Source organism: Alsobacter soli, from assembly GCF_003004785.1.
Classification (GTDB): domain Bacteria; phylum Pseudomonadota; class Alphaproteobacteria; order Rhizobiales; family Beijerinckiaceae; genus Alsobacter; species Alsobacter soli.
The window spans coordinates 1-17,430 of sequence record NZ_PVZS01000039.1 but is presented as its reverse complement, the minus strand read 5'-3'; the positions used below and the strand labels follow the sequence as shown (position 1 = coordinate 17,430).

Genomic DNA, 17,430 nt, shown 5'->3' with positions numbered 1-17,430 from the left:
CGCGCAGAGACCGGCGTTGGCCGGGGCAAGCCGGGCCATGACGGGTTGAGTGCTGCGCCTCAGGAACAGGGGACCGCCCACGCCCGCCGCCGTCATCCCCGGCGGCGCGAAGCGCCGGGAAGGGGATCCAGGGCCGCCTGCGCAAGCATGGGAAGAGGAAGCAGGGCAAGGCCGCGCAAGTCCTTGCGTGGCGCAAGATGGGTCTGGCTGTCGCGACGTGTCGAGAGACGCGGCGACGCCGGCGCGCGTGGCCCCTGGATCCCCTTCCCCTCCGCCGCTCCGCGGCTCCGGCCGGGGATGACGCGAGTTGAACGAAAGGTCGGTCGCCTCACCGTCATCGCGAGGAGCGCAGCGGCGATGCGATTTAGGGGGCGGCGCGCCCTTCGCCGTCATGCCCGGGCTTGTCCCGGGCATCCACGCCGCGCCGCAGGCCAGGGCGGCGGTGGTCTCGTGGTTTCTTTCCTCGGGCTCCCACCTTCCACCTTCACTGCGAGGGAAGCGAAGCAATCCAGCCCTGGCCGACGATGGATTGCTTCGTCGCTTCGCTCCTCGCAAGGACGGCGTGAGTGCGGTCCGCACACCCCGCAGCGACAGCCGGCCGCGCTTTTCCCGATCGTTCATGCGCCCTAGTTCAAGGCGCGATGCTGCCCGTCGTCTATCACCCCGCCTACAGCGCCGAGATCCCGAGCGACCATCGATTCCCCATGGGGAAGTATCGCCGGCTCGCCGAGATCCTTGTGGAGGATGGCGTCGTCGCGCCAGGCGACTTCATCGAGCCCGAGCCGGCGAGCTTCGCCTTGCTGAGCCGGGTTCACGATCCGGGCTATGTGCGGCAGGTGTTCGACGGCGCCGTGCCGCGTGCGGTGGAGCGGGAGATCGGCCTGCCCATGAACCGATCCGTGGCTGAGCGCGCCCGGGCCGCGACGGGCGGCACGCTGCTCGCCGCGCGCCTCGCGCTGCGCCATGGGCTGGCGTGCAACACCGCCGGGGGCAGCCACCATGCGGGCCCGCTGCATGGGGCGGGCTTCTGCACGTTCAACGACGTCGCGGCCGCGGCGCGGCTGCTGCTGGACGAAGGCGCCGTAGACCGAATCCTGGTGGTGGATCTCGATGTCCACCAGGGGGACGGGACGGCGCGGATCTTCGCGGACGAAGCGCGCGTGTTCACCTTCTCCATGCACGGGGAGAAGAACTACCCCGTCCGCCGCGCCGTCAGCGACCTCGACATCGACCTGCCGGACGGCATGGAGGACGGCGCCTACCTGGCCCGGCTCGCCGAGGTGCTGCCCGGGCTTGTGGACCGCACGCGGCCCGACCTCGTCTTCTACAACGCCGGGGTCGATCCGCACCGGGACGACCGGCTGGGCCGGTTGTCCCTGACGGACGATGGCCTAGCGGCGCGCGACGCCTTCGTGCTCAAGACCTGCCTCGCCAAGGGGCGGCCCGTGGCCGGCGTGATCGGCGGCGGCTACGAGCGCGACGTCGAGCGGGTGGCGCGCCGGCACTCGATTCTGCACCGGACTGCGGCCGGCTTCGTGGGACGCCGCCGCTCCCTCTAGGGCCTGCGTGGAACGACAAGGGCGGCCCCGAATTGTCGCTGGCCTGACGATTTGACACGGGGAAGCGCGATGGATGGCGAGCAGCAGTTTGGCGAATTGAGGCAGACCACGGCGTTCTTCGTGACGCGCGAAGCCGCCGAGAAGGCTGTCCGCGACCTGGCGGCCATCGGCTACAGCGGCGACCGGGTGAAGATGGAGCAGAGCGCGGAGGCTGAGGGCGGTCTCGCCCAGTCGGACGCCGAGCGCGGCGAGGGCCGTGGCCAGAAGCATGGCTATATCGTGCGGGTGCAGGTCAGCGCGGCCGATTTCGACCGGGTCTCGGCCTGCCTCGACGACGAGGCGACCATGGCGATGGACGCCCGCAATTCCGTGAGCAGGGGCGCCAGCGCATCCTTCGGGGGCTCCGGCGTGCGCGGCTCGCGCTCCGGTCGCAGCGGCAGCGGGTCCGGTATGGGCGCCCAGGCGGCGGACATCCACGTGCCCAGCATGGACGAGGTGATGGGCTACGTGCGCGACAAGCCGCTGCATGCGCTCGGCATCGCCTTCGCGATCGGCTTCGTGCTGGGGCGGCGCTGAGCCATGGCGGGCTCCTCGCCCCAGGGCGGCGGCCCGAAAAAGCCCGACGGCGGCAAGGACTGGCGCCGCGACGAGATCGACCCCGCCAAGAGCGGCCAGCTCGGGGCGTAGGGCGACTCCGACGACGTCGCGGACAGCCCTACCAAGGGCCACGGCGCCCGGCCGACATCCGCGAAGGGCGACACCGACGACCTGGAGGATGACCGCTAGGCGGCTCCGAATTGGCTCGGCCTTCGTTGCGAGCGCAGGAATCCAGACGGGGCGCCCAGCCGCCCTGAATCAGGCGACCAGCAGCTCACCGCCTTGACCGTCATCCCCGGGCTTGTCCCGGGGATCCACGCCCTGCGCGCCGGCGTGGATGGCCGGGACGGGCCCGGCCATGACGCAGCTGGTTCTGTCCTTGCGAGCGCAGCGAAGCAATCCAGGTGACTGGGCGACTGCCTTTGGATCAGGCGACCAGCAGCGCATCCCCTGCCGAAATCCCCGGGCTTGTCCCGGGGATCCACGCCCTGCACGTCGCCGCGGATGGCCGGGACGAGCCCGGCCATGACGTGCCTGGTTCCGTCCTTGCGAGCGAAGCGAAGCAATCCAGGGGCATCCAGCGCGACAGCCCGGAATGAAGCTCGCTGCCACTGGATTGCTTCGTCGCTGCGCTCCTCGCAAAGACGGGTGAGACTGAGGGCGATCTGCCTTCACCGCGCCGGATCAGCCGACGGCCTGTTTCAGCAGCGCCGCAATCCTGGCCTCTTCNAGCAGCGCATCCCCTGCCGAAATCCCCGGGCTTGTCCCGGGGATCCACGCCCTGCACGTCGCCGCGGATGGCCGGGACGAGCCCGGCCATGACGTGCCTGGTTCCGTCCTTGCGAGCGAAGCGAAGCAATCCAGGGGCATCCAGCGCGACAGCCCGGAATGAAGCTCGCTGCCACTGGATTGCTTCGTCGCTGCGCTCCTCGCAAAGACGGGTGAGACTGAGGGCGATCTGCCTTCACCGCGCCGGATCAGCCGACGGCCTGTTTCAGCAGCGCCGCAATCCTGGCCTCTTCGGCCGGTCCCATCTCCTTCAGGGCGAAGGCGTTGGGCCACATGCCGCCGGCGTCGAGCTTCGCCTTGTCGCTGAAGCCGAGCGTCGCGTATCGCGTCTTGAACTTGGCCGCGCTCTGGAAATAGCACAGGACCGCGCCGTCCTTGGCGTAGGCCGGCATGCCGTACCACGTCCGGGCGGACAGGGTCGGGGCATGGGCCTTGACCAGGGCGTGGAGCCGCTCGGCCATGGTGCGGTCCGGCTCACGCATGTCGCCGATCTTGGCCAGAAGCTCCGCCTCGCCATCCGCCTTCGAAGACGCCTCCTTGAGCTCGCGGGCGCGCTCCTTCATGGCGGCGCGCTCCTCGGCGGTGAAGCCATCGCGATCGCCGCTCCGCCTGGCGGGCTTTCGAGCCGCCGTCTTTCGGTCGTCCATCATTCCTCCCCTTTGGCTCTTGACTGAGAAGGCTACCCACCGGCTTCCGCCACGGCCCGGGCCAGGATCTCCGCCGAAGGATAGCCATCCGCGGGCTTCCAGCCGATGCGGCGCTGGAAGGCGTGGATCGCCTCGCGGGTGACGGGGCCGAAGCGCCCGTCGACCTGGCCCTGGTAGAGCCCCAGGGCGGCCAGCGTGCGCTGGAGCCTGGCCCGGTCCGACTGGCCGAGCAGCTTCTCCCCCTTGGGCCAGGGCGCCCGGACGCCGGGGCCGCCGGCGATCCGATCCGCCAGGACGGCGGCCGCCATCGCGTAGCTGTCCGAGAAATTGTAGACCTTCAGGACAAAGAAGTTGGGATAGAGCAGGAAAGCCGGCCCTTTCGCGCCCGAAGGCAGGAAGAGCATGGCCTCGCCGGCGTCCGGGAGGGGGCTCCCGTCGGCGGACCGCAGCCCGGCGCGGGCCCAGGCGCGCGCGTCCTGGCGCAGGCTCGCGATCTCGAACCCGGCCGGCAGGACGACTTCGACGGCGGCCGGGGCGCCCGGCGCCCACCCCGAGTTCTTCAGGAAATTGCCAATGGACGCCAGGCTGTCCGGGACGGACGTCCAGATGTCCGGGTTGGGCCGCCCCTCAAGGGAGACCGCGTGCTTCAGGTAGGCGGACGGCAGGAACTGCGGATTGCCCATGGCGCCAGCCCAGGAGCCGCGCAGCCGGTCGCGCGCGACGCCGTGCTGCAGCATCACGAGGGCCGCCACGACCTCGTCGCCGAAGGAGGGCGTCTCTGGCCGGGCGAAGGCAAGGGTGGCGAGGCTGCGCAGCACGTCTCGGGCGCCCTGGTCGCGGCCGTAGTCCGTCTCCATGGCCCACAACGCCAGCAGCATGGCGCCCGGGACGCCGCTGGCCGCCGCGGCCGCCTCGAGGCTCGGGCGCCATTGCGTCGCCAGCGCGCGGCCGCGCGCGGCCCGTGCGGGCGAGGCCGCATCGGCCACGTAGTCCTGCAAGGGGCGGGAGAACTCGGGCTGCTTCGTGGGTTTCGCCATGAGCGAGGGGTCGGGAGAGAGCCCGGCCAGGGCGGCGTCGACCACGTCCTGCCGCACGCCGGCGGCCCGGGCCTTGGCGGCGAGGCCGCTCAGCGTGTTGGAGAAGCCTGCCGGAGCGGCGGCTGGCGCCTGTTCCTGCGCCAGGGCGGCGTCGCCCGCGGGGAGGGCGGTCAGCACAGCAAACAGCATGAGCCGGGCAAGAGGGGGGCGGCGCGGCAAGGCGAACTCCTGGGGGTGGCTTCGACCCGTTCTGGCGCCCCGTTCTAGCGCAGAACGGCGGGGATGCCTTCCCCGGGCGGACCGGTTTTTCTGGCGCGCTTGAGCCGCAGATGGCAGAACTGCCCTCCCGAGGCGGTGGAGACGGTCCCGATGCGAAGCTGCGGCTCATGTACGCTGTGCTGCAAGGTGTTGCGGGTGGAGGCGCTCGACAAGCCGGCCGGCGCGTGGTGCCCGAGCTGCCGCAAGGGCATTGGCTGCGAGATCTACGAGACGCGCCCGGGCGAATGCCGCACCTTCGGTTGCCTGTGGCTGGCGGACGAGCAGTTTCCGGCCGAGATGAAGCCGGAGCGGTCCAAGATCGTCATCGCGCTAGAAAGCGGCGGCGGCCGCGTGGGCGTCTATGTCGATCCGGACACGCCGACGGCCTGGAAGCGCCCGGAAACCTACGCCATGCTGAAGCGCATGGCGGCCGTGCAGGCCGGGCGCCGGGGGCAGGTGATCGTGTTTATCCGGGATCGCGCCATCGCGGTGCTGCCCGACCGCGACGAGGACCTCGGCGCGGCTAACGTCGCCGGCAAGGCGATCCACTACCGCCAGAACATGATGACGGGGCGGATCGAGGTCGAGGTGACGGACAGCGCAGCCGCCCCGGCCGCCTGATTTTGCAACCGCGGACACGCGGCGCTTGGTGGCGCCGCCGCTTCATCCGGCTGATCCTCGCAGGCTGACGGGCCGCGTTCCGGCGCGTCCGATTTCAGCGTGCGTTTGGCGGCCGCGATGCGTTTGCGTGGGCTCGCAGTCTTGTTGGCGTTTGTTGCTTGCTCGACGGCTCCTGCGGCCGTGCGCGCCGAGCCGCATGCGCGTCCTCCGGCCGTTGCGGCCTGTTCGGACTTCGGCCGCAGCTTCTTCCAGCCTCCGGGGGTGGACGCCTGCGTGAAGCTCGGGGCTCGGCTTCGCTTCGACGTGGGCTACGAGCCGCGGCTCGTTCGGTCCGACGCTGCTTACGCGTCGTCCACCCGGGCCACCCTGGGCCTCGACGCGCGGACGCCCACGCAGGCCGGGCTGATCTCGACCACCCTGCGGTTGACCTTCGAGCGGGCGCCGGGATCTGAATGGGCGGGCCGCGTCCCCGACCTGGAATACGCCGCGATCGAGTGGGCGGGCTTCACGGCGGGACGCGCCACGTCCTTCTTCGACCGGCCCTTCTCCATGGGCTCCGCCACCTTGATGGGCGGGGGCGTGAACGGGCGCGGCACCGACCGCGGATCCGTGAACCTGCTCGCGTATGAGTTCGCCCCCCTGCCGGGCTGGCGCGCGGGCGCGTCCGTGGAGGACGGCGTGGAGCGGCGCGTGGGCGTCGCCGGCGCCTGGGAGCGCGGGCCGCGCTGGCCCGACCTGGTGCTCACGCTCGCCCGCGAGCGCGAGTGGGGGCTCTGGCGCACGGCGCTCGCGCTGCACCAGACGCGGCCGGACGCGCCCGGGCGCGCGGACACGTGGGGGTACGCGGTGCAGACCACGTACGACGTGCGCGTGCCCTACCTCGCGGACACCACGCGCGTGCGCGCGCAGACGAGCGCGGGCGTGGGCGCGAGCGACTACACGGGCTGGGGCTATGCGCGCGTGGGCGCCTTCGCGCCGCGCACGGCGGACGTGTGGCTGGGCCCGCGCGGGTGGGCGGCCGCGCGCACCTGGGCGTCCTCGACCGCGCTCATCCACCAGTGGACGCCCGCGCTGCGCGTGAGCGCGTTCACGCAGACGGGCGTGCAGATCGCGTGGCCGTACGGCCCGTCCGCGCGCATCTGGGCCGTGGGCGCGAACGCGGTCTGGCGCTCGCGCGCGGGCCTGGAGGCGGGCGCCGAACTCGCGTTCCAGCGGGCGCGCCTTCTGGCGCCGCCGGCCGGCGCGCCCGCGCCCCAGCCCACGCGCGATTCTGCCTGGCTCGCCCGCATCCGCTTGCAGGCGGACGCGTGGTGATGCGCCCGCAGATTGAATTGCAACCCGATGCGCAACCGGGGGTGATCAAAACTGTGGCTCGGGAGCAACGCCCACCCTGCTTGAAATTGATAGAACTCAAAAAAAGAGTTGTCGTTTATTGAACCCGACAACTGCGTCCCGCATGGTCCGCTCGTGAAGAACGTTTGCCGTTGGGGAGGACCCGGCGGGACACATTCCAAGGAGCAACCATGAAGCTTTCCACCGTCCTCTTCTCGTCGGCCGCGCTGCTGGCGACGGGAGTCGTCGCACAGGCGGCCGATCTCCCGAGCAAGAAGGCCGCTCCCGTCGAGTACGTCCGCGTCTGCTCGACCTACGGCGCCGGCTTCTTCTACATCCCGGGCACCGACACCTGCATCCGCATCGGCGGTCGCGCTCGTTACGAATTCCAGTACAGCGAGCCTTTCGCTCGCGGCGATAACACGACGGGTTCGCGCGCCACGGGCCGCATTTACCTCGACGCCCGCACAGCGACGGAATACGGCTTGCTGCGCGCCTACGTCCGCTATGACGTCGCGCGCCGTATCGGCACGATCCAGTCCGGCACCGCCGCTCGCATCGGCACGGCCTTCAACGGGACGGGCACTGACTTCGGCATTGCCCAAACCCAGGTCGACCTGAACCGCGCGTTCGTGCAGTTCGGGGGGCTTACCGCCGGTCGCACGCAGTCGTTCTTCGATTTCTACGCCGGCGATCTCGAGTACGTCGGCACGACCGCCGGTTCGTCCGTGACCACCAACGTTCTGGCCTACACCGCCAGCTTCGGCGGCGGCTTCTCGGCCACGCTGTCGATGGAAGACCCCGTCGAGCGCCGCAACGTGATCACGGGCAACCCTTATGCGGGCAGCGGCACGCCGGACGTGGTCGCCAATCTGCGGCTCGACCAGGCCTGGGGCACGGCTCAGCTGTCGGCAGCGCTTCATGAGGTGCGCCCGAGCATCCCGACCGCTTCGATCGAATACGGCTACGCGGTCAACGCGGGTGTCAAGGTCAACCTGCCGATGCTCGCCGCTGGCGATGCTCTCTATCTGCAGGGCACCTACACGAAGGGCGCTGCTACCTACGTCATTTCCAACCCCTTCGGCTACGGCAAGGCCGGCACTTTTGGCATCGGCAACGTCGGGCGCCTGTATACGCCTGACGCTGTGGCGACCGGGGTCGGCGGCTCAAACCTCGACCTGACGACGGTCTGGGGCCTCACGGCCGCTGTGCAGCACTACTGGACTCCCACGATCCGGCAGGCGTTGTTCGGTTCCTATGTCAAGACCGACTACTCGAACGCTGCTTACCTGTCCCAGGGCGGCAACGTTGGCGCGAACGGCTACAGGGACTGGAGCTACTGGACGGTTGGCACCAACGTGACCTGGTCGCCGGTGAAGGACCTGGATATCGGCGTGGAGGTCAACTACCTGAAGGCCAACGCTTCGGGCGCTGGCGTCACCAGCACCGTGACCGGCGCTGTTCCGGGCATCCTCTACAAGAGCGACAGCCAGATTACGACCCGCCTTAAGATCGTTCGCGATTTCTGATCGAAACGATACTGACGTGAGCGGAAGCCCCGACCATTGGCCGGGGCTTCTTGTTTTGCCTGGCGGATAGGCAACCTGTTGCGCAATTGCAACCGGCACTTCCATAACGCGGTCCATCGGGGCGCGTGCTGTACGGGTGCGTTGCAACAAACAAATGTCATTGTCATTGTCATCTCATTCTGATTCGAGGCTTATGCCTGGATAGGAGAGAGACAACCAATGCGCATTTCAAAGATCCTTCTGGCGTCGGTGGCGACGCTGACCGCCGGCGCCGCCGTCGCCGCGGACCTGCCGTCCAAGAAGTCGGCTCCTGTCGAATACGTTCGCGTCTGCTCCGCCTACGGCGAGGGCTTCTTCTACATCCCCGGCACGGACACCTGCGTCCGCGTCGGCGGCCGCGCCGTGTATGAGTACCAGGTGGGCTCGACCTTCGCCCGCGGGGACTCCGCGACCGGCTCCGGCGCCGGCGGCCGCATCTTCGTGGACGCTCGCACGGCGACCGAATACGGCCTGCTGCGCGCCATCGCCAGCCTGAACGTGTACCGCGCCACCGGCCAGGTGCAGTCCGGCAGCCAGGTTCGCCAGGGTCGCGCCTTCACGGGCACGGGCGTCGACTTCAGGGGTCAGGCCCAGACGCAGGTCAACCTCGACCGCGCTTTCGTGCAGTTCGGCGGCCTGACGGCTGGCCGCGCCGAATCGTTCTTCGACTTCTACGCGGGCGACCTCGAGTATGTCGGCACCACCGCCGGCTCGGGCCGCGTCACCAACCTGCTGGCCTACACGGCGTCCTTCGGGACGGGCTTCTCGGCCACGCTGTCGATGGAAGACAACGTCGAGCGCCGCAATGCGATCATCTCGCCGCTGACGGTGTCTGGCCTGCACGCCTACACGGGCGACAGCATGCCGGACGTGGTCGGCGCCCTGCGCGTCGAGCAGGGCTGGGGTCAGGCCCAGCTGTCCGGCGCCGTCCACCAGGTTCGCACCGGCATGCTCGGGGGCTTCAACCCGGACACGAAGTACGGCTACGCCCTCAACGCCGGGGCCAAGTTCAACCTGCCGTTCTCGGCTGGTGACGCGCTCTACCTGCAGGGCACCTATTCGAAGGGCGCTTCCGACTACGTGGTCTCCAACCCGTTCGGCACCGCCACGGCCACCGGCGCCGGCGTCGGCGGGCTCGGCAACCTCGCTTTCGGCGACGCCACGGTGGGCGCGCTCGGCAAGACCGAGCTGACGACCGTGTGGGGCCTGACCGCGGCTGCGCTCCACTACTGGACGCCCACCATCCGCCAGGGCCTGTTCGGGTCGTACATCAAGGTCGACCAGCCCACGAGCGTGGTGAACGCGTTCGGCGGCTCGTCCGCCGTCAACTATGTGCGTGACTTCTCCTACTGGACCGTCGGCACGAACGTGACGTGGTCGCCGGTGAAGGACCTGGATATCGGGGCCGAGGTCGACTACATCGCGCTCAAGTCCGCCGGCGCGCGAGTCGTTTCCGCCAACGACGGCAAGCTGATCAACAGCGACAACGCCGTTGTCGGGCGTATCAAGATCCAGCGCGACTTCTGATCGCCTGACGGCTTGGCCTTCAGGAATCAAGGTCACCAGGAAGCCTCGGTGGAAACGCCGAGGCTTTTTCTATTTGTTTACCAATTCGCCACGGCGCACAGTTCATGATCATCTGCTCGAATGACTTGCCTAAAACAGTCGCATCAGGTTTTTCACTTGTTGCTCGGCTGCAACATTCCGGCGAGAATAGCGCGCGCATGAAGTGGAAACTGCAACCTAGCGTTGCGGCGCAAGGCGTCGATTGACATGCTCAGCCATCGAGATTCGACGGCGAACGCCGTGAGTTAGGGGACTGATCGATGCGCGTTTCCACCCTGCTGCTCGCTTCCGCGGCGGCTTTCGCCACCACAGCCGCCAGCGCGGCCGACCTGCCGTCCAAGAAGGCGGCCCCGGTCGAGTACGTCCGCGTCTGTTCGACGATGGGCGCCGGGTTCTTCTACATCCCGGGCACGGATACCTGCATCAAGATCGGCGGCCGCGCGCGCTACGAGTTCCAGGTCGGCCAGACCTTCGCCCGCAACGACGCTTCGACCGGCAGCCGCACCACGGGTCGCATCTACCTCGACACGCGCACCGCGACCGAATACGGCCTCCTGCGGGCCTATACCCGGTTCGACATCTCCCGCCGCATCGGCCAGATCTACTCGGGCAGCTCGGCCCGCATGGGCATCGGCTTCACCGGCACCAGCGTCGACTACCGTGGCCAGGCCCAGACCGAGGTCGCCCTCGACCGCGCCTTCGTCCAGTTCGGCGGCCTGACGGCCGGCCGCACCGAGTCGTTCTTCGACTTCTACGCCGGTGACCTCGAGTACATCGGCACCACCGCCGGCTCGGCGCTCACCACCAACATGCTGGCCTACACGGCGAGCTTCGGCAACGGCTTCTCGGCCACGCTGTCGGTGGAAGATCCGGTTGAGCGTCGCAACGGCGTGGCCGACCTGGCCGGCCTGGGCTTCGTTGGCCTGAACCCCTATTATTCCTACACGGGCAGCGGCGTTCCCGACCTCGTCGGCAACCTGCGGGTCGAGCAGGGCTGGGGCTCCGCGCAGCTTTCCGGCGCCGTCCACCAGGTCCGCATCGGCCAGTACGCCGGGGTCGGCACCTCGGCTGCGACCAACGGGCTGTCGCCCGACGCGAAGTGGGGCTTCGCCCTCAACGCCGGCGTGACCTTCAACCTGCCCTTCACGCCTGGCGACACCCTGACCCTACAGGGCACCTACGAGAAGGGCGCCGCCAGCTACATCGCGTCCAACCCCTTCGGCATCGGCACGATCTTCGGCGCCGGCTTCGGCGGGCTCGGCAATCTCGTCCTGCAGGACGCCACCTTCTACGCCACCGGGCCGACCTCGGCGAAGCTCGACCTGACCAGCGCCTGGGGCCTCACGGCCGCCGGCCTGCACTACTGGACCCCGACCATCCGTCAGGCGCTGTTCGCGTCCTACGTCAAGGTCGACCAGCCCGGCGGCGCCGTCGCAGCCGCCAACGCCCTCGCGGTCGGCCTGGGCGGCACGACGGTCGACAACCCGTTGCGGGACTTCTCGTACTGGACGATCGGCACCAACGTCACCTGGTCGCCCATCAAGGACCTGGATATCGGCGCCGAGGTCGACTACCTGCGCCTGAAGGCGAACGGGGGGCCGCTCGCCGTCAACGGCGCCATCGCCACCGACCCCTTCGGCAAGCTTTACAGCAACGAGTCGATCGTTGTCGGCCGCCTGAAGATCCAGCGCGACTTCTGATCCCAACCGGATCGGATCGAAACGACCTCGGCTCGCGAGAGCCGGGGTTTTTTGTTTGATAGCAGAGTTCGAACGGCCGGAGCCTGGATGGCCGGGACGCGCCCGGCCATGACGGCCTGCGCCATTCCTACGCGCGGGCCAGGTCGCCCCTTTCGGCAGCTGGCCGGGGCGAATCCTCCACCGCCGCCACAAAGGAAGCGATGCGGTTGACGGTGGGGGCGTCGCGCAGCAACGGCGCGTGGCCCTGGCCAGGCACGATCCAGCGCTCCAGTCCGGGGTGGGCCTGCTCCATGGCGTCCAGCGTTTCGGGGGAGAGCAGGTCCGAATGCTCGCCCCGGATGGCCAGGATCGGCGCATGCGCCAGGCCGTGGAACAAGGGCCACACGGTCGGCAGGGGGGCCTCGAAGTCGAGCGCGGCGAGCGGTTTCATCAGCGCAGGGTCGTAGCTGGGCTCCAGCCGGCCCTCGCGCTCCAAGAAGGAGCCGCGGGCCAGGGTTTCCCAGTCGTCGTTCGACAAGGCCGGGAAACGCGCGTCGGAAATGCGGCGCAGGAGATCGGCCGCTTCCAAGAAGGTGCGGGGAGGGGCCAGCTTGCCCACATAGGACCGGATGCGCAGGAGTCCCCTTGCCTCGATCACCGGGCCGATGTCGTTGAGCACGGCGCCGCGGATGAGGGCCGGGCGCGCCGCGGCGAGCCCCATGGTGACGAGGCCGCCACGCGAAGTGCCGATGAAGACGGCCTGCTCGACGCCGAGGGCGGCAAGCTGGGCCATCACGTCCCCGACCTCCACGCGGACATCGTAGTTCTTCCAGTCGGGGTCCCAGTCGGACTGGCCGCGCCCGCGGTAGTCCAGGGCCACTACCCGGCGCGGACGGTGGCGATGGTTTGACAGCGCCAGCGCGAGGTCGTGGAAGTCGATCGCGTTTCGGGTGAGCCCAGCGAGGCAAACCACGGGCAACCGAGTCCAATGCCGCTCGCCGTAGTCGCGCGCGTGGAGCCGGAGGCCATCCTGCGCGGTGGTGAAGATGCTTCGGTAGCCTTGGTCGGTGACGTCGTCCGTCATGCGGGTCTCCCGTGGGGAGTCGCATGGTGGAAGGCGGCAAGCGCGGTGTCGAGCCCTCCGGCGTCTTTGCGAGGAGCGCAGCGACGAAGCAGCCCAGGGGTCACCGGGCACAGGCGCCGTCGGCTTGCGGCCGGTCCTCCTGGATTGCTTCGCTTCGCTCGCAATGACGGGGAGGCGACCTGCGTCGCTCAGCGGACGCCGCGCTTCAGGTCCTCGCCGATCAGCAGGGCGGAGCGCTCGGTCAGGCGGGTGCGGTAGACCTGCAGGTTCTCCATCACGCGCTGCACGTAGTTGCGCGTCTCCGTGAAGGGGATGCGCTCCACCCAGTCCACGGGATCCACGGCAGAAGAGCGTGGATCCCCATAGGCTTCGATCCACTTCTTCACGTTGCCGCCGCCCGCGTTGTAGGCCGCGATGGTGAGGATGTAGGAGCCCTTCCAGTCGCCCACGAGGTCGGTGAGGTGGGCGGCCCCGAGGCGGGCGTTGTAGGCCGGGTCGGCCGTGAGCTTGTCGGCGTCGTAGCCGAGGCCCGAGCGCTGCGCGGTCTGCTTGGCGGTCGCGGGCATCAGCTGCATGAGGCCGCGCGCGCCGGCGGAGGACACGACCTTCGGGTCGAAGGCGCTTTCCTGCCTGGCGATGGCGAACACGAGCGGCTTCTCCACGGCATTGGCGCCCAGCTCGATGGCGGGGATGCCGATGGTGGGGAAGGCGGCGTCGTCGAGGGGAAGGCCGCGCTGGGTGGCCGCCTTGCCGATCGTGAGCAGGGCGCGGGCGTCGTTCTTCTCGGCGGGGATGCGCGCCAGGAGATCGAGCTCGCCGGGGTCCGTGAGCGTCTGGGCGAGGTCGGCGACGAGCGGCCGGGCGAACTCGGCGGCGTCAGCGTCGTAGAGCATGCGCACGGCCCGCAGCGCGCCCACCTGATCGGGCAGGGTGATCGTGGTCTGCAGGACGCGGCGGACCGGCAGGTCCGCGATGGCGAGCTTGGCGCGGGCGAGCTGGCCGTAATAGGTGATGCCGTGCTGGGCGGCGCGACGGTAGTACTCCTCCGCCGGGCGGCCGGCGGCCTCCGCGGCGCGGCCCTGCCAGTACGCAGCCCGCGAGCTGGTCATGGGCGTCGAGGCGGCCTTGGCGATCTCTGCGAAGTGCTTCTCGGCCGCGCCCGGCTGGTTGAGGAAGCGCAGCGCGATCCAGCCGGCGTGGAACTCGGCGTCGGCGCGCACCTGCGCGGGGGCGTCGGCCGGCATGCCGGCGGCGACCTCGTAGGCGAGCTTGGGCTCGTTCGCGTCGAGCAGCTTGCGGGCGACGAGGCGGCGCTCGGTCCACCAGGCGTCGGCGTCGCCGGGGCGCACTGCGTCGCGCGGGACGGCGACCAGGGCCTTGGCGGCCTCGACCGGCTTGTCCTGGCGGCGCAGGCTCCGCGCCTGCGCGAAAAGGTAGGCGGGATCCTTGCGCAGCTCCTTGGGAACGTCATCGAGCGCCTGTGCGGCGTTGGAGGCGCTGCGGCCGACGGCGGCGACGGCCTTGGCGAGCTTCACGGCCTCGGGGCCCGCCTTGTTGGCGGCGCGCAGGGCGTCGGACCAGTCCTCGTTGAAGAGGAGCATCTCCATGCGGGCGCGGTGGTCGGCCTGGTCGATCAGCTCGGGGAAGGCTTCCAGGAAGCGGCTCTCCATCTCGGGGCCGAAGGCCTCGGTGCGCCAGGCGGCGCGGACCATGCCGGCGGCCTCGACGCCCTTGCCGTCCTCGATCAGCGCCTTGGCGAGGGCGATCTTGCCGCCCGCCGTCACGGGGGGCTGGGAGCGGAAGAAGGCGCGGACGGTCTTCGAGGCGAGCTTCGCCGCGACCAGCGCCTCCTCGGCGCGGCGGCGCATGAGCTTCTGGGTCGGCCAGTCGGGGTTGGCCTGGATGAAGGCGTCGATGCGCGCGAAGCCGAGGTCCCGCGAGGCGAAGCGGATGGCGGTCCACTCCAGCAGCTTGCGGGCGGTGGGGTCCTCGATCGCGGCTGCGGCGGCGTCGCCGCCGGCCCGGTCTCCCTTGCGGTAGAGGTCGAGGGCGGCCTTGACGGCGCCCAGGTCCACGGCGGGCTTGGCGACGACCGGGTCGGGCGTCCGCGCCGCAGGGGCTTCGGCAGGCGCAGGCTCGGCGGCGGCAGGCGCGCTCGCCGCAGTCTCCGTCGCCGGGGCGGTGGCGGTCACCGCCGCGGGCGTGATGGCGGGCGTGGGGTCGGGAGGCGCGACCGTTCCGGTCAGCAGGGCGCCCTCGGCGTCCACCCTGGCGAGCAGAAGCCGGGCCTCGTCGGCCGAGCGCGTTCCCACGCTGGAGGCTGGAAGCGCCGCGCAGGCGAACAGGGCGGCCAGAAGCCGCGCAGTTCGAGATCGGGCCATCGCACCACCTGTGATCGCATGCCCCCGACCACGATGGGCCGGTCCCGTTTAGAAAGCGTGAACCAACACGTTCGACGTGTCCAATTCGTCCTTGCAATGAATGATGACCATGGCGGCATCGGGGCGGGCGATTCCCGGCGGTCCGTTCCCGCTTTTTGGGGCCGCGTTTCCCTTTTCGGAGGCGCGCCGAGCGTTTATGAGTACCGGCTGCGCGAGCGGCCGGCCACCAGAGCCGGCCAGCGAGCCGGCGATCGAGGAAGGGAAGCGCCCGCATGAAGACGAGCCGCATGTTCAAGGGGTCGTACACGGCTCTGGTGACCCCGTTCAGGGACGGCAAGCTCGACGAGGCGGCCTTCCGCGCCCATGTCGACTGGCAGATCGAGAACGGCACGCACGGGCTGGTTCCCGTCGGCACCACGGGCGAGAGCCCGACATTGTCGCACGAGGAGCACCGGCAAGTCGTGCAGTGGTGCGTTTCCCAGGCGCGCGGCCGCGTGCCGGTGATCGCCGGCGCGGGCTCCAACAACACCGCAGAGGCGGTGGATCTGGCGCGCCACGCCGAGAAGGCCGGCGCTGACGCCGTGCTGGTGGTGACGCCCTACTACAACAAGCCCGGCCAGGAAGGGCTCTACCAGCACTTCAAGGCGATCAACGACGCCATCGGCATCCCGATCTTCATCTACAACATCCCGCCGCGCTCGGTGATCGACATGTCGGTCGACACCATGAAGCGTCTCTGGGAGCTCAAGAACATCGCGGGCGTGAAGGACGCGACGGCGAAGCTCGACCGTCCGAGCCTGCAGCGCCAGGCCATGGGGCCGGACTTCATCCAGTTCTCCGGCGAGGACGCCACCGCGCTCGCCTTCATGGCCCATGGCGGCCATGGCTGCATCTCGGTGACGTCCAACGTGGCGCCGAAGCTGTGCGCCGAATTCCAGAACGCCTGCCTCGCGGGCGACTACGCCACGGCGCTCACCATCCAGGACCGGTTGATGCCGCTGCACACGGCGCTGTTCCTGGAGACCAACCCGGCGGGCCCGAAGTACGCGTTGTCGGCGCTCGGCCGCATGTTCCCCGACGTGCGCCTGCCGATGGTGCCGGTGAGCGAACCGACCAAGGCCGCCATCCGTTCTGCGCTCGTGCACGCCGGGTTGCTGAACGACTGAGATAGCGGAACACGATGGCCAAGGGCAGGGACGATCCCCACAACACGATCGCCGCGGAGAACCGCAAGGCGCGGTTCAACTACCATATCAACGAGACCTTCGAGGCCGGCATCATGCTGACCGGCACGGAGGTCAAGTCGCTGCGTGGCGGCAAGGCGACCATCGGGGAAAGCTACGCGGGCGAGAAGAACGGGGAGATCTGGCTGGTCAACGCCTATATCCCCGAATACCTCGAGGCGAACCGCTTCAACCACACGCCGAAGCGTCCGCGGAAGCTCCTGCTGCACAAGCGCCAGGTGAACCGCCTCGCAGCGGCCGTGCAGCGCGAGGGCATGACGCTCGTGCCGTTGAAGATCTACTTCAACGAGAAGGGCCGCGCGAAGGTCGAGTTGGCGCTCGCCAAGGGCAAGAACGTCGCCGACAAGCGCGAAACCGAGAAGAAGCGCGACTGGGACCGCGAGCGCGCCCGGGTCATGCGCGAGAAGGGCTGAGGCGCCCCATCCTCGCGTGAAGCGCCGAACCGCCCCAGCCCGTCTTTGCGAGGAGCGCAGCGAAGCAATCTAGCACATCGGCGCTGGCCCCTGGATGGCTTCGCTGCACAGCAATGACGGCACGCTGCTGTGGGCCGCCTTATCCCGGAATGGGGAGCGCCTTGGCTCGCTCCAATCGTGGTTGCGAGGAGCGCGGCGACGAAGCAAATGGCGCCCTCGACGCTCGGTTCACTGGTTGCGACCGCGAAGGCCGGAACCGAGGAAACTCTCATGGCTGGGCTTTTGCCGGAGATCCAACGGCGTTGGGCATGGCGAGGATCGGCCAAGACAAGCCCGCGGATGAGGAGGAGGAGGACGGCGCGCCGGCTTTGACCCATGGGACCTGGCGCCACGTCCTCCTGGATCGCTTCGCTGTGCTCGCAAGAGCGGGTGGAGAGTGGGCGCGAGGTCCCTCTGGCCCGTTCTCGTTAGCTCCAGCAACGATGCGTAGATGGTCGCTGGCGCTGGGCGCCACTCGCGGTGCTGGGATTTCAGCCGCGGCGTTCAGTCCTATCGGCTCTACCCGTAATGCGACGCATTGATTAACATCAACTAAAGTCGGAAAATATCGCCATTGATTCAGGCGCGGCTTCGCGGGCTTCGCGGGCTTCGCGGG

13 protein-coding genes are annotated in these 17,430 nt (G+C 69.3%); 9 read left to right on the top strand and 4 right to left on the bottom strand.

Annotation, left to right across the window (positions count from 1 at the left end):
- The first annotated feature begins 641 nt into the window (after nt 1–641).
- Nucleotides 642–1,559, top strand: coding sequence for a histone deacetylase family protein (locus SLNSH_RS22450; protein ID WP_106340198.1), 918 nt, complete (start codon nt 642–644; stop codon nt 1,557–1,559).
- Between the two features lie 69 nt (nt 1,560–1,628).
- Entirely contained in the window at nt 1,629–2,135 is a 507-nt protein-coding gene (locus tag SLNSH_RS22445) for a hypothetical protein (RefSeq protein ID WP_106340196.1), read from the top strand.
- A 998-nt stretch (nt 2,136–3,133) separates the two neighbouring features.
- Here the strand turns inward: SLNSH_RS22445 and SLNSH_RS22440 are convergent.
- Complete coding sequence (locus SLNSH_RS22440) at nt 3,134–3,592, bottom strand: iron chaperone (RefSeq protein ID WP_106340226.1); 459 nt, start codon at nt 3,590–3,592, stop codon at nt 3,134–3,136.
- A gap of 32 nt (nt 3,593–3,624) precedes the next feature.
- A complete protein-coding gene (locus SLNSH_RS22435; RefSeq protein WP_106340194.1) occupies nt 3,625–4,848 on the bottom strand; it encodes a lytic murein transglycosylase in 1,224 nt (407 codons plus the stop codon).
- A 150-nt stretch (nt 4,849–4,998) separates the two neighbouring features.
- Here SLNSH_RS22435 and SLNSH_RS22430 point away from each other — a divergent pair, with 150 nt between their 5' ends.
- The 5 genes from SLNSH_RS22430 to SLNSH_RS22410 all read left to right on the top strand — a co-directional run bounded on the left by SLNSH_RS22430 (nt 4,999) and on the right by SLNSH_RS22410 (nt 11,674).
- Nucleotides 4,999–5,508 carry a hypothetical protein gene (locus tag SLNSH_RS22430; RefSeq protein ID WP_106340192.1) on the top strand — a complete coding sequence of 170 codons (510 nt, stop codon included), beginning with the start codon at nt 4,999–5,001 and terminating at the stop codon, nt 5,506–5,508.
- Between the two features lie 117 nt (nt 5,509–5,625).
- Nucleotides 5,626–6,822 (top strand): porin, encoded by a 1,197-nt coding sequence (locus SLNSH_RS22425; RefSeq protein WP_106340190.1) that lies wholly within the window; start codon nt 5,626–5,628, stop codon nt 6,820–6,822.
- Nucleotides 6,823–7,031: 209 nt separating this feature from the next.
- The gene (locus SLNSH_RS22420) at nt 7,032–8,369 is read left to right on the top strand and encodes a porin (protein ID WP_106340188.1); all 1,338 of its coding nucleotides are present in this window, start codon (nt 7,032–7,034) and stop codon (nt 8,367–8,369) included.
- A gap of 219 nt (nt 8,370–8,588) precedes the next feature.
- Nucleotides 8,589–9,935 carry a porin gene (locus SLNSH_RS22415; RefSeq protein WP_106340186.1) on the top strand — a complete coding sequence of 449 codons (1,347 nt, stop codon included), beginning with the start codon at nt 8,589–8,591 and terminating at the stop codon, nt 9,933–9,935.
- A gap of 299 nt (nt 9,936–10,234) precedes the next feature.
- The gene (locus SLNSH_RS22410) at nt 10,235–11,674 is read left to right on the top strand and encodes a porin (RefSeq protein ID WP_106340184.1); all 1,440 of its coding nucleotides are present in this window, start codon (nt 10,235–10,237) and stop codon (nt 11,672–11,674) included.
- A gap of 127 nt (nt 11,675–11,801) precedes the next feature.
- Here the strand turns inward: SLNSH_RS22410 and SLNSH_RS22405 are convergent, their stop codons facing one another.
- Nucleotides 11,802–12,737, bottom strand: coding sequence for an alpha/beta fold hydrolase (locus SLNSH_RS22405; protein ID WP_106340182.1), 936 nt, complete (start codon nt 12,735–12,737; stop codon nt 11,802–11,804).
- A gap of 188 nt (nt 12,738–12,925) precedes the next feature.
- A complete protein-coding gene (locus tag SLNSH_RS22400) occupies nt 12,926–15,118 on the bottom strand; it encodes a lytic transglycosylase domain-containing protein (protein WP_106340180.1) in 2,193 nt (730 codons plus the stop codon).
- 272 nt (nt 15,119–15,390) lie between these two features.
- Between SLNSH_RS22400 and dapA the strand changes: the two genes are divergently transcribed.
- Both dapA and smpB read left to right on the top strand, forming a co-directional pair.
- Nucleotides 15,391–16,284: a 4-hydroxy-tetrahydrodipicolinate synthase gene (gene dapA / locus SLNSH_RS22395; protein ID WP_106340178.1), complete on the top strand. Its 894-nt coding sequence runs from the start codon at nt 15,391–15,393 to the stop codon at nt 16,282–16,284.
- Between the two features lie 14 nt (nt 16,285–16,298).
- On the top strand, nt 16,299–16,775 hold the full coding sequence (smpB, locus tag SLNSH_RS22390) for an SsrA-binding protein SmpB (RefSeq protein ID WP_106340176.1): 477 nt from the start codon (nt 16,299–16,301) through the stop codon (nt 16,773–16,775).
- Nucleotides 16,776–17,430: the final 655 nt, after the last annotated feature.